This is a genomic window from Streptomyces sp. NPDC058964 (genome assembly GCF_042741275.1).
Classification (GTDB): domain Bacteria; phylum Actinomycetota; class Actinomycetes; order Streptomycetales; family Streptomycetaceae; genus Streptomyces.
The window spans coordinates 1-14,284 of sequence record NZ_JBHYKH010000212.1; the positions used below are offsets into that span (position 1 = coordinate 1).

Here is a 14,284-nt window from a genome sequence, read left to right on the forward strand (position 1 = left end):
CAGCAGGACATACGTGGGATTGCCTTGCACCACGTGTGTCCTGACCGACCCGGCCACGTCCGCGCCCAGGACATCGGCCAGCTCCTGTCGCATCCGCTGCCGGGCCTCGTCCTCGTCGACATCGAAGTCCACGGCGGGCGCCGACCAGCCGTACAGACCCGCCAGCTCCCACACGGTGACTGCGTCCACGACGCCGCCCACGAGACCCGCGTAGCGAACGGCCCATCGCAGGGCCTCGTAGGAGGACGTCGACCCGTCGACGCCGACCACGACCCTCGGCTCGGAGCCTTCCTCGTCCATCTTTCCCACCTCATCTCCTGCGGCCCCCACGCCGTCCGGCCGGTCACCCCCGTGTCTCCACGCCGTGCGAGGCGTCAGCGGATCGCGACCGACGCGCCCGGGGCGCGTGACGGACGGCGCGGATGGTTGCTTCCTCCGCGCGCTGGCCGGACCGGTGCCACGCGTTCCCGTTCGCGGTCCACCGGTCCAGCCGGCGGCGGCCGAAGGGCCGGCCGAGGGCTTGCCCTGCCGCGTACCTGACCGCCCCGCCCCCGGATGCGGTCCGAAGCCCACCGCCACGCCGGCCCTCGTCGAAAGATCCCGGGCCGGTGGCGGCGCGGAGGTGTCACCGCGGGCGTCCAGCCACTCGGTCGCCGTGGCGCCTCGCCGCAGCCAGGCCCGTACCGGCGTGACACCGGTACGGACTGCCCCCGGCGCCCACCGTCGCGAGGGGCAGTGCCACGACGACTCAAGAGGGTTCCAGACTGTACGAGACCCACACGCGACCCGATTTCCGTTCGAGCCGATCGAGCCGAGAGCGCTTCTGCGGCCTGGGAGGTGCGGCGTCCGCATGGAACGGCCCTCCGCTCAGGTTCCGATACCGTTCCACCCTCGCGCTCGACGGAGCGGCGCGGTATGGGACCGATGGTCCTCGTGGGTACCGTTCGGCCCCATCGCCCGTAAGAATGCGGCAGCGATGCTGGACGTATCAGACCTCGACCCGGGGTTGAAAGGGATGCCATATGGGCAAGCGCAGGCGAGCCAAGCGGCCGGCCGCACGCGCCGACGGCAGCGCCGGGACGCCGCCGAGGGTCAAGCCCGCCGCGCGGGCGACGGGCGGCTCGGTCCGCTGGAGTGCCCGCGGCACGGCCGGCGATTGGTTGCTGCTCCCTGGCGGTACGTGGCGGCGTGTCGAGACGATCCGGGTGCAGAGTCTGTTCGGCTGAAATCCGCGGACGCACCTGCGCGAAACGCCCCCGCAAGCCCCGAACGCACCTCGGTCGGCTTCGGTCGAACAGGCTCGTGACTGGCCACGGCCCAGGACCCGCAGCAAGAAGCGCTGCGGGCTTCGGACACGCCTCAGGCGCGTCGCCCCGGTCCGGATCGAGACCTCGCACCGCGCGGGATCCTCGCCACGGTCAGGGCCTCTGCGGCACGACCGCGACCGGGCACAGAGCGTGGTGCAGAAGTGCGTGGCTGACAGGGCCGAGCTGGAACCCGACGGGGCTCGTCCTGCGCCGTGCCCCGACGACCACGAGGTCAGCGGCTGCGGACCGGTTCACCAGGATCTTGCCGGCCGGCCCTTCGAGGGTCGTACGGTGCACCCGTACCTGCGGATGCTCGGCGACCACTCCTTCGAGCAGTGTGTCGAGCAGTGCGGAGGCCTCCGCCTCGGGGCTGTTCGCCGCGTCCTCGCGATGACGGCTCCGGCAGGCGGGGCTGCGCCAGGCCCGGATCACGTCCAGGACGCAACCGCGCAGCTCGGCTTCGCGGAAGGCGAACCGCACGGCCCCGGGGGACGTATCGCTGTCCCCCACGCCGAGCAGGATCCGCTCATGCCTACCGGCCGTACCCGCCGCGTCTCCCCGGACCACGATCACCGGGCAGCGGGCCCGGCCCGCCACGGCCAGACCGACCGATCCGAGAAGCGTTCCTTTGAGCCGGCCTCGCCCGCGGGACCCCGTCACCAGCGCGGACGCGCCGTCCCCCTCGCGGACGAGGGCGGCCGCGGGTTCCTCCAGGAGGATGTCGGTCGTGACCTTCACATCGGGGTTGCGCCGCTCGGCACGCTCTGCCGCGGAGGCCACGACGTGTTCCGCCAGCACCTGCTCGGAAGGGCGCCCCTGGACGGTTGCCGGCAGGGCGAGTTCGTATCGCTCCCAGAGGGAGGCGTATACGACCCTGAGGGGAGCGCCGAGGCGGCCCGCTTCGTCCACGGCCCAGTCGAGGGCAAGCAGACTCGAGTCCGATCCGTCGATTCCTGCAACCAGAGGGAGTGTCATCGTCCGCACCGCCTTTCACAGGGCTCGCAGCGCGTGGGACCGATGTCACCGTCGCACCCCCTGTCACCGGAGCACGAGGGCCCTTCGGCCCCTTTCCCTGGCGATGGGTCCAGCACTCGCCTGTCTGTGCCGCAACTGGTCAGGGTCGGGGCGCACCGCCAGACGTCCGGCGCGGGTCGTTGCCTTCGCGGGCCTGTCGCACGGAGGCCGAGGCACGCTCGATCAATTCGGGGAGGGCCGATCGCACCGGTTCGCTCAGCCCTGTGCCGAGTTCGACGTGGACCACTTCCACGGCGTGCACGACGACCTTTCGTGGGAGCAGGTCGAGGGCTTCCGCCAGGGCTAGGCACTCCCCCAGGCCCAGGGCGTGCGTGCTCGCGGTACCCCTCGCGCGGCCGGCGGCCTCCGTTCCCGTCAGCGTGTGCAGTGCGCCCGGCCTGGGCGGACGCGTGCGAAGGGCTTCCACCACCACCGCGGTATCGGCTCCGCGCCACAGTTCGAGCATCCGGCCGGGTTCGCCGTCGCTGATCGCCAGCACCGTGTCGTCGGGAACGCGGCCTCGCAAGGCTTCCACCACCGCTGGGCCCGCCCCGTCGTCACCCCGGAGCGGGTTACCCACACCGATCACCACGACCCGGCCGGTCATGCACGTTCCACGGTCAGGTCGAGGAAGTGGGCGGCGCAGGAGATGCAGGGGTCGTGATTGCGGATGGCCCGTTCGCACAAGCGGGTGAGCTCCTCGTCGTCGGCAGCGGGGCCGGGACGGTTCAGCCGGGCTTGGACGGTCCGGCGTACGTCCTCCTCGATGGCGGTCTGGTTCTGGGCTGTGGGCGGAATGATCCGTGCCTCGGTGAGTGTGCCGTTCTCGTCGAGGGCGTAGCGGTGGTAGAGCAGTCCGCGCGGCGCCTCGGTCGCTCCGGCGCCCCCTGCCCTCCGGGGGATGACGTCGAGGGCCGGCTGCGGCGGTTGTGCGTAGTCCTGGATGATCCTGAGGGCTTCCTCGACGGCCTGCACCACTTCCACGGCGCGTACGACGATGCTGCGGAAGGGGTTGTCGCAGATGTCTCCGGCCCCGGGATCGCCCAGACCGGCGGCGCGGGCGGCATCGGCCGCCGCCGGGTGGAGCCACCGGCCGTTGATCGCGTAGCGGGCCAGGGGGCCGGTCAGGTAGCGGCGGCCGTCGAGAGCGGCGGTCAGAGCCGTGCTGTGCGGCACCTGCTCTTCGTGGACGTGCTGTTCGAGCTCGGACACGGGGAACTCACGGGACGCCCGGCTTCGCTCATGGGGAGACATCACCGTTGGTGCGCCGGAGTCGATGGCGTAGCGGCCCGGGTCGCTCAGCGCGAACAGATCATGGTCGGTTGCCGCATCGGGGAAGTCGAACGCCGCCACCCAGCGGACGGTCTCCAGCGCGTCGTCACGGGCCTGCCGCAACCGTTCGGCCAGCGGTCGGAGTTCTTCGGGCGCGGGTGCGCGGTAGAAGCCGCCTACGCGGATGTTGACCGGGTGGATGGGGCGTCCGCCCAGCTGTTCGAGGATCGCGTTGCCGGTCTGCTTGATCCGCAGGCCGCGCTCGACGGCCGCCCGCTGATCGCGGGCGAGCTCGACAGCATCGGCCCGGCCGAGGAAGTCGGGGGCGTGCAGCAGGTAGATGTGCAGGGTGTGGCTCTCGATCCATTCCCCGCAGTACAGCAGGCGGCGCAGCTCCGCGAGAGGCCCGTCCACCGTGACACCGCAGGCGTTCTCGATCGCCTGGCAGGCGCTCATCTGGTAGGCGACCGGGCAGATGCCGCAGATACGGGCGGTGATGTCGGGCGGCTCGGTATGGGCGCGGCCGATCAGGAAGGCCTCGAAGAACCGGGGTGGTTCGTAGATACGCAGCCGCGCCTCTGTGACCGTATTCTCGTGCACGCGCAGGTGCAGGGCGGCTTCGCCTTCCACCCGGGCCAGGGCGTCCAGCCGCAGGACGCGGGTTCCGCGATGGCTCATGCGGGCCTTTCCGGGTCGGTTTCCGTTCCTGGCCGCCGGGCTTGTCGCTCCTCGGCCAGCAGATCGGCTACGGGGGCATACTCCGGTGACGCGGCGTTGAAGGTGCGGAAGACACGCTGGATGTCCGCCTCACTCATTCCGTCCCGGCGCAACTGCGCGACCATGGACCGCAGATTGGGCCGGCCGGTCGGCCCGAAACAGCCGTAGCAGCCGCGTCCGTAGGCGGGGCAGATGGCACCGCACCCGGCATGGGTGACCGGGCCCAGGCAGGGAGTGCCGTGGGCCACCGTGATGCAGGTGGTGCCGCGCCGCTTGCACTCGAAGCAGACGCTGTGGCTCGGGATCTGTGGCGTGCGTCCGGCCAGGTGGGCGGTGATGACTTCGAGGAGCTGGCGTCGGTCGATGGGGCAGCCCCGGAGTTCGAAGTCGACCGGTACGTGTGCCGAGATCGGCGTCGAGGTCTCCAGGGTGGCGATGTAGTCCGGCCGGGCGTAGACCGCGGCACGGAACTCGTCGACGTCGGCGAAGTTGCGCAGTGCCTGGATGCCGCCCGCGGTGGCGCAGGCGCCGATGGTCACCAGGTGCCGGGAGATGCGCCGGATGTGCCGGATGCGCTCGGCGTCCTCGGCCGTGGTGATCGAGCCCTCGACCAGCGAGAGGTCGTACGGGCCCCGGCCGGCCAGCTCCGCGCGCCCCCCGCCGGGGCCTTCGGCACCGGACATCTCCAGGAAGTGCTCCACGCGCACGCGCTCGGCGAGGGCGAGCAGTTCGTCCTCGCAGTCGAGCAGGGTCAGCTGACAGCCGTCGCAGGAGGCGAACTTCCAGACGGCGAGCGTGGGCAGGGGGTGAGTACTTGCCACTTCTCGGTCGGTGGGTTGTCCTGAGTCCCCGGCCAGTCCTCGGGCGGTCTCCATCTCACAGCTCCCGTACGGCCAGCAGGCGTTCCACGCGGTCATAGGCGACGACCGGTCCGTCCCGGCACAACAGCAGCGGGCCGAGCTGGCAGTGGCCGCAATGGCCGGTGCCGCAGCGCATGTTGCGTTCCAGCGCCACCTGAACGCGGTGGGCGGCGAGACCTCGGCCCAGCAGGGCGCGTGCGGTGTGGCGCATCATCACCTCGGGCCCGCACACCAGCGCGTACGTGCGGTCCGGCCGCAGGGCGAACGCGTCGAGGAGGGTGGTCACGACCCCCACCGAGCCGTGCCAGCCCAGGCCGGGGCGATCGACGGTCACCCCCACCTCGGCCGTGTCACGCCAGCGTCCGATGTCCTCTTTGTAGATCAGGTCACCCGGGGTACGGGTGCCCACCAGGATCCCCAGCCGACCGTAGGCGGCCGCGCGGTTCAGGACCGCGTGCACCACAGGTCGCAGTGGCGCGAGCCCGATGCCGCCGGCGATCACCAGCACGTCCTGGCCGGCAGCCGCGTCCAGGTCCCAGCCGGTGCCGTACGGCCCGCGCAGTCCGACGGTGTCCCCCGGGCGCAGGTCGTGGAGGGCGGTGGAGACCGCGCCCACCGCGCGCACGGTGTGCACGAGGCCTCCGTGCGGGCCGCGCAGGGCGCTGACCGAGATCGGCACCTCACCGATCCCGAACGCATAGATCATCGCGAACTGGCCCGGTGAGAAGGGCGGGAGTTCCCCGCCGACGGGAACCAGCTCCAGCGAACGGACGTCGGCGGTCTCCGCCCGGGTCTCGGCGACCCGGTACGGCAGCGGCGGCAGCACGCTGCTCATGGCGGGCCACCCCCGTGGGGTGCGTAGAGGTCCAGCAGCCTGATGCGGGTGGCTTGCAGTCGCTCGGCGACCACCTCGGTGAAGCGGCGCATCAGGGCGTATCCGAGTTCCGGATCGGCCGTGCAAAGGGCAACGACGTCGCAGGCGGGGAACTCCGTGGCTTCCACCGCGGTCACGGCCCGTGCGCCCAGGTGCCAGCGGTACGGCGGGCAGGTCCAGGACCAGCCGAGCAACTGCCCCGCACCGAGCGTTTCCACAACAGTCTCCGGCTGTCTGCCGGGAATGCAGATGTCGAGGGCGACCTCGCCACCGCGCAGCAGCCAGAATCGGTCGGCCCGCCCTCCCTCGTCGAACAGGCGTGCGCCCGCTGGGAACGTCACGTCGAGCCCGGCAGCCAGCAACCGCTCGCGCTGTGCGGGCGGGAGAAAGTCCAGGGGGGACGGCAACCCGGTCACGGGGCGTCTCCGGGTGCTCCGGCCCGCGTCCAGTCGTGCAGGGCGGCGGCCTCCTCGGTGATGTCGATGCCGACCGGGCACCACACGATGCAGCGGCCGCAGCCCACGCAGCCGGAGGAGCCGAACTGGTCGTACCAGGTGCCGAGCTTGTGGGTCATCCACTGCCGGTAACGACTGCGCGGAGACTCGCGGACGGGGCCGCCTTGCAGGTGGGAGAAGTCCAGGTCGAAGCACGAGTCCCACAGCCGCCACCGCTCCGCGTGGTCGCCGGTCAGGTCGGTGACGTCCTCGGTCGTGGTGCAGAAGCAGGTGGGACACACCATGGTGCAGTTGCCGCACGTCAGACAGCGCCCGGCAACGTCGTCCCAGCGCGGGGCATCGAGCGTACCGGCCATCAGTTCCCGCAAGCCGGCCTCGGGCATGGTCCGGCCCATCCGCGCCGCGGCGGCGGCAACGCCCGCGCGGGCCGCCGTACGGGTGACGGGGTCTGCCGGGCGGCCGGGCAGTTCGGCCAGAATCTGCTCGCCTTCCCGGCTGCCGCCGCGGATCCAGAAGCGGTGGCCGTCCTCATCGACCACCTCGGTGATCACCAGGTCACAGTCGGGCGGAGCGGCGGGGCCCGTCCCCATCGAGACACAGAAGCAGGTGCCTCCGGGCTCTGTGCACTCGACCGCGATGAGCAGCGCCCCGGCGCGCCGCCCCTCGTACCCGGGGTCGCGGTGGATCCCGCCGGTGAGCACCCGGTCCTGGATCGCGATCGCCCGCGCGTCACAGGGGCGCACCCCGAGGAAGGCGTACCGCGGCGGTGAACTCTCCTCGGACGTGAACACCGTCTCCCTGTCGACCCGGTCGGCACGCCACTGACGCACTCTCGCCGGGTGCAGGAACTGCTTCCACGACTGGGGGCCGGCCGCGTTCGCGAAGGCGGCGCCGTCGGCCCGCTCCCGCAGCCGGTACCGCCCGGCCTCGAGTTCCACGCCCCAGCCATAGGGCAGCTCGTCGGCCGACTCCAGCTCGGCAAGCACGATCGCGCCGTCCCGCACGGTGGGGCCGACCACGGTGAAACCGCGCCCGGACAACACCTCCACGAGCGCGTGGATGCCATCCTTGCCCATCACCAGCCCGCCGGACGCGGGAGGCGACGTCGCGTTCACGTCGGGGTCCGCACTCATGGCCGTTCTCCTTCAGCACCGCCTGGGGCAGGTGTGGCATCGCCCATGCCTCACACAGTCCACGAACGCAGGATTTCCGGTCCGGCACCACACGGGTAGGGCCATGCGGACCACGAGCCCGGGTCCTTTCGCCCCTGCCCGCTCGGTCGGGTGGACGCCCCGCCTTCGGCGGTCCGCAGCGCCCATTGGGCTTGACGGCCACAGCCAGGGCCGTTCGGCCCAGTGCATGCGGGGCGGGCCGGGACAGATGGTCGAAGAGGGTCCGCAGGAAGGTGGCTGCCATGCGATGGGAAACGATCCAGAAGACCGCACCTCCTCGCGTCGAGCCGAATCTGGGCGACTACGAGAAGGTGTGTGCAAGCTTCACGTGGCCGGAAGCGCGCGCCGACCTGCAGGGGCTGCCCGGCGGACGGGGACTGAACATCGCGCACGAGGCCGTGGACCGTCACGCCGCGTCGGAGCACGCGACGGCGGTCGCGCTGCGCTGTGTGGGGCGGGACGACTCCGTGACCTGTGTGACGTACGGGGAGCTGGCCCGGTCCACCGCGAAGTTCGCCAACGTGCTCCGGGCGCTCGGTATCGGTCACGGCGACCGGGTGGCCACGCTGCTCGGCCGATGCCCCGAGCTGTATACCGTGGTCCTCGGCACGCTCAAGAACACCAGCGTCCTGTGCCCCCTGTTCTCCGCCTTCGGACCGGACCCGGTCGCCCAGCGATTGACGCTGAGCGACACGCAGGTCCTGGTCACCACCGCCGAGCTGTACCGCAGGAAGGTCGCCGGGCAACGCGAACGGCTTGCCGCCCTGCGTCTCGTGCTGATCGTCGGCGAGGGGGCGGAGGAGCTTCCCGGCACGGTTTCCCTCACCGCGCTGATGGCCGAGGCCGCCGACACCTTCACCATTCCGCCGACCTCGCCGCACGACATGGCCCTGCTGCATTTCACGAGCGGCACCACGGGCACGCCCAAAGGGGCCGTACACGTCCACGAGGCGGCCGTCGCCCACTACGTGACCGCGCTGTACGCACTTGATCTCCACGAGAACGACGTGTTCTGGTGCACGGCCGATCCGGGCTGGGTCACCGGGGTGTCCTACGGAATCGTCGCGCCGCTCATGCACGGGGTGACGGTCGTGGTGGACGAGGGGGAATACGACGCCCGCCGGTGGTACCGGATCCTCGCCGACCAAAGGGTCAGTGTCTGGTACACGGCTCCGACGGCTCTGCGCATGCTGATGCGGACCACACCGCGCTCGGGACCGTACGATCTGCCCCGCTCGTTCGACCTCGGTGCACTGCGGTTCATCGCCTCCGTCGGCGAACCGCTCAATCCGGAGGTCGTGGTCTGGGGACAGGAGGTCCTCGGGCTGCCGGTGCACGACAACTGGTGGCAGACCGAGACCGGCGCCATCATGATCGCGAACTTCGCCGCCTGCGAGATCCGCCCCGGGTCGATGGGACGTCCCCTCCCCGGCGTGGAGGCGGCCGTGTTGCGGCGCGGCGAGGACGGCCGGGTGGACAGGACCGACGGCCGCGTCACCGTACTGGAGCAGCCCGGCGCGGAGGGCGAGCTGGCGCTCCGGCCCTGCTGGCCGTCCATGTTCCGCGGCTATCTGCACGACGAGCCACGCACCGCGGCGGCCTTCGCGGACGGCTGGTACCTGACCGGCGACCTGGTACGACGCGACGCCGACGGCTGGTACTGGTTCGTCGGGCGTGCGGACGACGTGATCAAGTCGGCAGGACACCTCATCGGGCCGTTCGAGGTCGAGAACGCGCTGATGGAGCACCCGGCGGTCGCCGAAGCAGGTGTGATCGGCCGCCCCGATCCCGTCGCCGGGAACATCGTCAAGGCGTTCGTCACGTTGCGGCCCGGCTTCGACGAGAACGCCCGCACCCGGCAGGAGCTGCTCGCCTACGCCAGGCGCCGGCTCGGCCCGGCCGTGGCGCCACGGGAGATCGCCTTCGACCAGCACCTGCCCCACACGCGCAGTGGAAAGGTCATGCGCCGCCTGCTGCGAGCGCGGGAGCTGGGTCTGCCCGAGGGCGACATCTCCACCCTGGAACAGGTCGGCTCCTCCCAGAACCCCACGGAGGCCTCGGCATGAGTACCACCCGCACCCCGCACCGGCCCCGGGCCCGGCCGGACCAGCAGGCGGCGCACCGCCGGGCACTGCTGGAGTCGATGCTGCGCGTCCGCCGATTCGAGGAACGCTGCGTGGAGTTGTACAGCGCTGCGCGCATTCGGGGCTTCATGCACCTCTACATCGGTGAGGAAGCCGTGGCCGTCGGCGTCAACGAGGCCCTCACGGACGACGACGCGGTCGTCTCGACCTACCGCGAACACGGACATGCACTCGCCCGCGGGGTCCCGGCCGAGGCGATCATGGCGGAGATGTTCGGCAAGTCCACCGGCTGCAGCCGTGGCCGTGGCGGATCCATGCACCTCTTCGACGCAGGCCGCCGCTTCTACGGCGGCAACGCGATCGTCGGCGGTGGGATCCCGCTTGCGGCCGGACTCGCCCTCGCCGACCACATGACCGGCCACAACCGAGTCACCTGTTGCTTCTTCGGCGATGGCGCCTTCGCCGAGGGCGAGTTCCACGAGACGGCCAACCTCGCCGCTCTGTGGGGCCTTCCCCTGCTGCTGATCTGCGAGAACAACCTGTACGCGATGGGTACCGCGCTGGCCCGCCATCAGGCCCAGACCGACCTCGCGCTACGTGCCGCCGCGTACGGCATGGTCTCCTGGGCCGTCGACGGCATGGACGTCCTCGCCGTGGAGGACGCCGCCCGCCGGGCGGCCGAAGGTGTGCGTGCCGGTACCGGGCCGCACTTCCTGGAAATGCACACCTACCGCTTCCGTGCCCACTCCATGTACGACTCCGACCGTTACCGGGACAAGGCCGAGATCGAACACTGGAAGGAGCGCGACCCGGTCGAAGGCCTGGCCCGGCGGTTGCGGGAAGCGAAGGAGCTGACCGACAAGGCCCGCACCGCCCTGGAGGACCGGCTGTCCGCCGAGCTCGACGCCGCCGTGGAAGCCGCCGAACGGGCTCCCGAAGAACCGGTCGAGGATCTGCTCACATACGTCACCAGCCCGGTGGAGGCGAGCCGGCCATGACCGCGACCCACACCCGTGCCGCTGAGCCGGCCGCGTCGTCCGACCGGAAGACGACCTACAGGGAGGCGATGCGCGAGGCCCTGCGCGAGGCCCTGCGCTCCGACGAGCGGGTGTTCCTGATGGGTGAGGACGTGGGCCGCTACGGCGGCTGCTTCGGCGTCAGCCTCGGCCTGCTGGAGGAGTTCGGACCCGAACGGATCCGCGACGCCCCGCTGTCGGAGTCCGCCTTCGTCGGCGCCGGCATCGGAGCGGCCCTGGCGGGCATGCGGCCGATCGTCGAGATCATGACGGTCAACTTCAGCCTGCTGGCCCTGGACCAGATCCTCAACAACGCGGCGACGCTGCTGCACATGTCGGGTGGGCAGCTACCGGTCCCGATCGTCATCCGGATGACCACAGGTGCCGGACGGCAACTGGCCGCCCAGCACTCGCACAGCCTGGAGGGCTGGTATGCGCACATCCCGGGCCTGCGTGTGCTCGCCCCTGCGACGATCACGGACGCTCGCCACATGCTCGCCCCGGCACTGGCCGACCCCGACCCGGTGTTGATCTTCGAGCACGGCAGCCTGTACAACGCCTCCGCCGAGCTGCCCGCCCACTCGGGGCCGGTCGACATCGACCATGCCGCCGTTCGTCGACCCGGGACGGACGTCTCAGTGATCACCTACGGCGGTTCGCTGCCGAAGGCATTGGCCGCCGCCGAAGACCTGGCGGGCGTCGGCATCAGCGCGGAGGTCGTGGACCTGCGCACCCTGCGGCCGCTGGACGACGCCGCCATCGGCGACTCGGTCGCCCGCACGCACCGCGCCGTCGTCGTCGACGAGGGCTGGCGCACCGGCAGTCTCGCCGCGGAGATATCCGCGCGCCTCACCGAACAGCACTTCTACGACCTCGACGCTCCCATCGAGCGGGTGTGCAGCGCCGAAGTGCCCATGCCCTACGCGCGTCGGCTGGAGGAGGCGGCGCTGCCGCAGCCCGCCGGTATCGTCGCCGCCGCACGCCGTGCCGTCGGCCAGCCCATGCCCGCAGACGGCGACGGACCCGGTGCGGTCGCCGGGAGGGCGAGCTGAGATGGCCGAGTTCACCATGCCCTCGCTCGGCGCGGACATGACCGAAGGCCTGCTGCAGGAGTGGCTCGTCGGCCCCGGAGACCGGGTGCTCAAGGGTGACGTGATCGCGGTCGTGGAAACCGACAAGGCGGCCATCGAGGTCGAGTGCTTCGAGTCCGGCACCGTGGGTCGGCTGCTCGTGCAGCCGGGCACCCGGGTGCCGGTGGGGACACCACTCGCGGAGATCGACGGCGGGGGCGCGCCCGGCACACGGGTGGACGCACACGCGAAGGCCGGGCACGAGCCGGTGGCGTCCCTGGAACCCCCGAGACATCGGCGGAAGGTGCCCCCCGAGTCGAGACCCGGCCGGAAGCCGGTACGCGCGGAGCCGAGCAGCAGGACTGCCGAGCAGCCCGCGCGCGCCACGGGCAGCTCCGCACAGCCACCGCCGGAGCTGGACACCGGGGCCACGTCGGCCATCGGCACGGGCCCCCTGGTACGGCACCTCGCGCTGCGGCGGGGACTCGATCTGAGCGCCGTGCACGGCACCGGACGTGGCGGACGAATCACCCGCGCCGATGTGGAGCACGCCGTGCCCGCCCCTGTGCCAAGGGTGCGGGCCACCCCGTATGCCCGGCGGCTCGCCCGGAACCTCGGCATCGACCTGACGACCGTCCGGGGCACCGGGGACGGCGGAGCCGTGCGCGCGGTGGACGTGCACACGGCCGCTCGTGCACGCACCGGAGCGTACGAGCCGGAGCCGTCGGCCGCACTCCGACAGGACCGCGAGCAGCAGGGGCACGCGGCGGTGCCGGCCGACAGCCGTGCGGGACACCGTACGGACGCCATGCGCCGTGCCGTCGCCGACCTCATGAGCCGCTCCAAGCGGGAGATTCCGCACTACTACCTGGCCACCACGATCGACTTCAAGACGGCCGCGGACTGGCTCCGCCGGTTCAATCGGGGCCGGCCGCCCACCGGGCGACTGGTTCCCGCGGCCCTCCTGTTGAAGGCCGCAGCGGCAGCGGCGCGTGAGGTACCGAGCCTCAACGGCTACTGGCAGAACGACGAGTTCGTCCCCGGCGACGCGGTCAACCTGGGTGTCGCGGTGTCGCTCCGGCAGGGCGGACTGCTCGCGCCGGTCATCCACGGTGCCGACGCCCTGTCACCCGACGCTCTCATGAACAGCCTCAAGGATCTGGTCGAGCGTGCCCGCCGGGGCCGGTTGCGCGGGAGCGAGATGGCGGGCGCCACGCTGACCGTCACCAATCTGGGCGACCAGGGCGTGGAGGCCGTGTTCGGCGTCATTCATCCGCCCCAGGTTGCCCTGGTCGGCTTCGGAGCGGTCGTCGAGCGGCCCTGGGCCGCGGGCGGCATGCTCGGTGTGCATCCGGTGGTGACCGCGACCCTGGCAGCCGACCATCGGGCCTCGGACGGCGCCGTGGGCGCGCGCTACCTGACGGCGGTCGATCGGCTGCTGCAGAAACCGGAGGAGTTGTGAGTGAGATGAAGCCCCTGGACGACGCGGAAGCCATGTCGGTGGTCAGGGAGTGCATCAGCCGGATCGTGCCGGACGCGGACTTCACGCGGGTCGAGCCCGGCGACAAGTACCGTGACGTGCTCGAACTCGATTCACTCGATTTTCTCAGCCTGGTGGAACTGCTGTCCGAACGCACCGGAATCCGTATCGCCGACGAGGACTACCTCGAACTGACCACGCTGTCGGACACGGTACGGTTCCTGGTCGACAGGTCGAGGGACAGCACCAGCCCGGCACCGTGAGCCGTGGCACCGGCAGCAATGCTCCCGGACAGCACGGCCGCCCACGCATTTCAGTCAGGCTCCATGTAAGGGCGCCGGAAGACCGGGGCCTGTCCGGTCCCCCAGGGGCGTACGGCTGTCAGTGCCCGGGCGACGGCAGACTCCAGTGGGCCGCTGGTGTCGACCGCGACGGCCTCGGGCCACGGTGGTTCCCTCGCGGCCAGGGCGGCCGCGATGTCAGGGCCGGCATCGGATGTGCCGGCGCCACGCGTTCTCAGGCGGGCCGCGGACACGTCGCCCGGCACGTGACAGTGCAGGGCCACCAGATCGGCGCTCGTGCGTTCGGCCACGCGCTGGGCCGCCTCGCGCTGTCCCGCATCGGACCAGGTGGCGTCCAGGACGACGGACTCGCCGCAGGACATCAGCGCGGCCGCGCGCTCGAGCAGGGCGGCATACGTCCTGGCCGTCCACTCCGGCGTGTACAGGCCCTCACCGTAGCCGGCGGCAGCGGACTGCTCCGCGGGGATGCCGGCCAGCTCCTTGCGGAGGCGGTCACTGCTGAGCAGGGTGACCCCCAGCCGGTCGGCCAGCGCTCCGGAGAGGGTGGACTTGCCGCTGCCGGGAAGTCCACCGACGAGGGTGAGGCAGACGGCAGAGGTGCGCAGGTGACGCAGTGCCGTGGAGACCAGCCGCCGTGACGCCGCCTCCGCGCCGGGCGAGA

General features: G+C 71.5%; 15 protein-coding genes. 6 read left to right on the plus strand and 9 right to left on the minus strand.

Annotated features, from left to right (window positions below):
* The coding region (locus ACFW2E_RS24525) for a universal stress protein (protein WP_384469228.1) at window positions 1-300 on the minus strand (300 nt) is incomplete at its 3' end.
* 722 nt (window positions 301-1,022) lie between these two features.
* Here ACFW2E_RS24525 and ACFW2E_RS24530 point away from each other — a divergent pair.
* Window positions 1,023-1,226: a hypothetical protein gene (locus tag ACFW2E_RS24530; RefSeq protein ID WP_384469229.1), complete on the plus strand. Its 204-nt coding sequence runs from the start codon at window positions 1,023-1,025 to the stop codon at window positions 1,224-1,226.
* Between the two features lie 192 nt (window positions 1,227-1,418).
* On the opposite strand, the gene ACFW2E_RS24535 is transcribed toward ACFW2E_RS24530, so the two are convergent.
* From ACFW2E_RS24535 to ACFW2E_RS24565, 7 genes are all read right to left on the minus strand, one after another.
* Window positions 1,419-2,282 carry a universal stress protein gene (locus ACFW2E_RS24535; protein ID WP_384469230.1) on the minus strand — a complete coding sequence of 288 codons (864 nt, stop codon included), beginning with the start codon at window positions 2,280-2,282 and terminating at the stop codon, window positions 1,419-1,421.
* Between the two features lie 139 nt (window positions 2,283-2,421).
* On the minus strand, window positions 2,422-2,928 hold the full coding sequence (locus tag ACFW2E_RS24540; RefSeq protein WP_384469231.1) for a hydrogenase maturation protease: 507 nt from the start codon (window positions 2,926-2,928) through the stop codon (window positions 2,422-2,424).
* The gene (locus ACFW2E_RS24545) at window positions 2,925-4,271 is read right to left on the minus strand and encodes a Ni/Fe hydrogenase subunit alpha (protein WP_384469232.1); all 1,347 of its coding nucleotides are present in this window, start codon (window positions 4,269-4,271) and stop codon (window positions 2,925-2,927) included. The genes ACFW2E_RS24540 and ACFW2E_RS24545 overlap by 4 nt, the downstream gene beginning before the upstream one ends.
* Window positions 4,268-5,131: an oxidoreductase gene (locus ACFW2E_RS24550; protein WP_384469233.1), complete on the minus strand. Its 864-nt coding sequence runs from the start codon at window positions 5,129-5,131 to the stop codon at window positions 4,268-4,270. The genes ACFW2E_RS24545 and ACFW2E_RS24550 overlap by 4 nt, the downstream gene beginning before the upstream one ends.
* Before the next feature lie 55 nt (window positions 5,132-5,186).
* Window positions 5,187-6,005: an FAD/NAD(P)-binding protein gene (locus ACFW2E_RS24555; protein ID WP_384469234.1), complete on the minus strand. Its 819-nt coding sequence runs from the start codon at window positions 6,003-6,005 to the stop codon at window positions 5,187-5,189.
* Entirely contained in the window at window positions 6,002-6,460 is a 459-nt protein-coding gene (locus ACFW2E_RS24560; protein WP_384469235.1) for a Crp/Fnr family transcriptional regulator, read from the minus strand. The genes ACFW2E_RS24555 and ACFW2E_RS24560 overlap by 4 nt, the downstream gene beginning before the upstream one ends.
* Window positions 6,457-7,632 (minus strand): 4Fe-4S dicluster domain-containing protein, encoded by a 1,176-nt coding sequence (locus tag ACFW2E_RS24565; protein WP_384469236.1) that lies wholly within the window; start codon window positions 7,630-7,632, stop codon window positions 6,457-6,459. The genes ACFW2E_RS24560 and ACFW2E_RS24565 overlap by 4 nt, the downstream gene beginning before the upstream one ends.
* A gap of 281 nt (window positions 7,633-7,913) precedes the next feature.
* Between ACFW2E_RS24565 and acsA the strand changes: the two genes are divergently transcribed.
* The 5 genes from acsA to ACFW2E_RS24590 are packed head-to-tail and all read left to right on the plus strand — an operon-like array spanning window position 7,914 to window position 13,584.
* Complete coding sequence (acsA, locus tag ACFW2E_RS24570; protein WP_384469237.1) at window positions 7,914-9,737, plus strand: acetate--CoA ligase; 1,824 nt, start codon at window positions 7,914-7,916, stop codon at window positions 9,735-9,737.
* Window positions 9,734-10,753 carry a pyruvate dehydrogenase (acetyl-transferring) E1 component subunit alpha gene (gene pdhA, locus ACFW2E_RS24575; RefSeq protein WP_384469238.1) on the plus strand — a complete coding sequence of 340 codons (1,020 nt, stop codon included), beginning with the start codon at window positions 9,734-9,736 and terminating at the stop codon, window positions 10,751-10,753. The genes acsA and pdhA overlap by 4 nt, the downstream gene beginning before the upstream one ends.
* The gene (locus ACFW2E_RS24580) at window positions 10,750-11,823 is read left to right on the plus strand and encodes an alpha-ketoacid dehydrogenase subunit beta (RefSeq protein ID WP_384469239.1); all 1,074 of its coding nucleotides are present in this window, start codon (window positions 10,750-10,752) and stop codon (window positions 11,821-11,823) included. Before pdhA ends, ACFW2E_RS24580 begins: the two co-directional genes overlap by 4 nt.
* 1 nt (window position 11,824) lies before the next feature.
* The gene (locus tag ACFW2E_RS24585) at window positions 11,825-13,303 is read left to right on the plus strand and encodes a dihydrolipoamide acetyltransferase family protein (protein ID WP_384469240.1); all 1,479 of its coding nucleotides are present in this window, start codon (window positions 11,825-11,827) and stop codon (window positions 13,301-13,303) included.
* A gap of 5 nt (window positions 13,304-13,308) precedes the next feature.
* Complete coding sequence (locus ACFW2E_RS24590; protein WP_384469241.1) at window positions 13,309-13,584, plus strand: acyl carrier protein; 276 nt, start codon at window positions 13,309-13,311, stop codon at window positions 13,582-13,584.
* 50 nt (window positions 13,585-13,634) lie between these two features.
* Here ACFW2E_RS24590 and ACFW2E_RS24595 read toward each other — a convergent pair.
* A partial coding sequence (locus ACFW2E_RS24595) for an AAA family ATPase (RefSeq protein WP_384469242.1) occupies window positions 13,635-14,284 on the minus strand: 650 nt, incomplete at its 5' end.

Bases quoted from the DNA above. Each gene is read 5' to 3' on its own strand.
- ACFW2E_RS24530 (WP_384469229.1), top strand. From the start codon at position 1,023: ATGGGCAAGCGCAGGCGAGCCAAGCGGCCGGCCGCACGCGCCGACGGC.
- ACFW2E_RS24580 (WP_384469239.1), top strand. From the start codon at position 10,750: ATGACCGCGACCCACACCCGTGCCGCTGAGCCGGCCGCGTCGTCCGAC.
- ACFW2E_RS24585 (WP_384469240.1), top strand. From the start codon at position 11,825: ATGGCCGAGTTCACCATGCCCTCGCTCGGCGCGGACATGACCGAAGGC.
- ACFW2E_RS24545 (WP_384469232.1), bottom strand. From the start codon at position 4,271: ATGAGCCATCGCGGAACCCGCGTCCTGCGGCTGGACGCCCTGGCCCGG.
- ACFW2E_RS24535 (WP_384469230.1), bottom strand. From the start codon at position 2,282: ATGACACTCCCTCTGGTTGCAGGAATCGACGGATCGGACTCGAGTCTG.
- ACFW2E_RS24555 (WP_384469234.1), bottom strand. From the start codon at position 6,005: ATGAGCAGCGTGCTGCCGCCGCTGCCGTACCGGGTCGCCGAGACCCGG.
- ACFW2E_RS24540 (WP_384469231.1), bottom strand. From the start codon at position 2,928: ATGACCGGCCGGGTCGTGGTGATCGGTGTGGGTAACCCGCTCCGGGGT.
- acsA (WP_384469237.1), top strand. From the start codon at position 7,914: ATGCGATGGGAAACGATCCAGAAGACCGCACCTCCTCGCGTCGAGCCG.
- ACFW2E_RS24565 (WP_384469236.1), bottom strand. From the start codon at position 7,632: ATGAGTGCGGACCCCGACGTGAACGCGACGTCGCCTCCCGCGTCCGGC.
- pdhA (WP_384469238.1), top strand. From the start codon at position 9,734: ATGAGTACCACCCGCACCCCGCACCGGCCCCGGGCCCGGCCGGACCAG.
- ACFW2E_RS24590 (WP_384469241.1), top strand. From the start codon at position 13,309: ATGAAGCCCCTGGACGACGCGGAAGCCATGTCGGTGGTCAGGGAGTGC.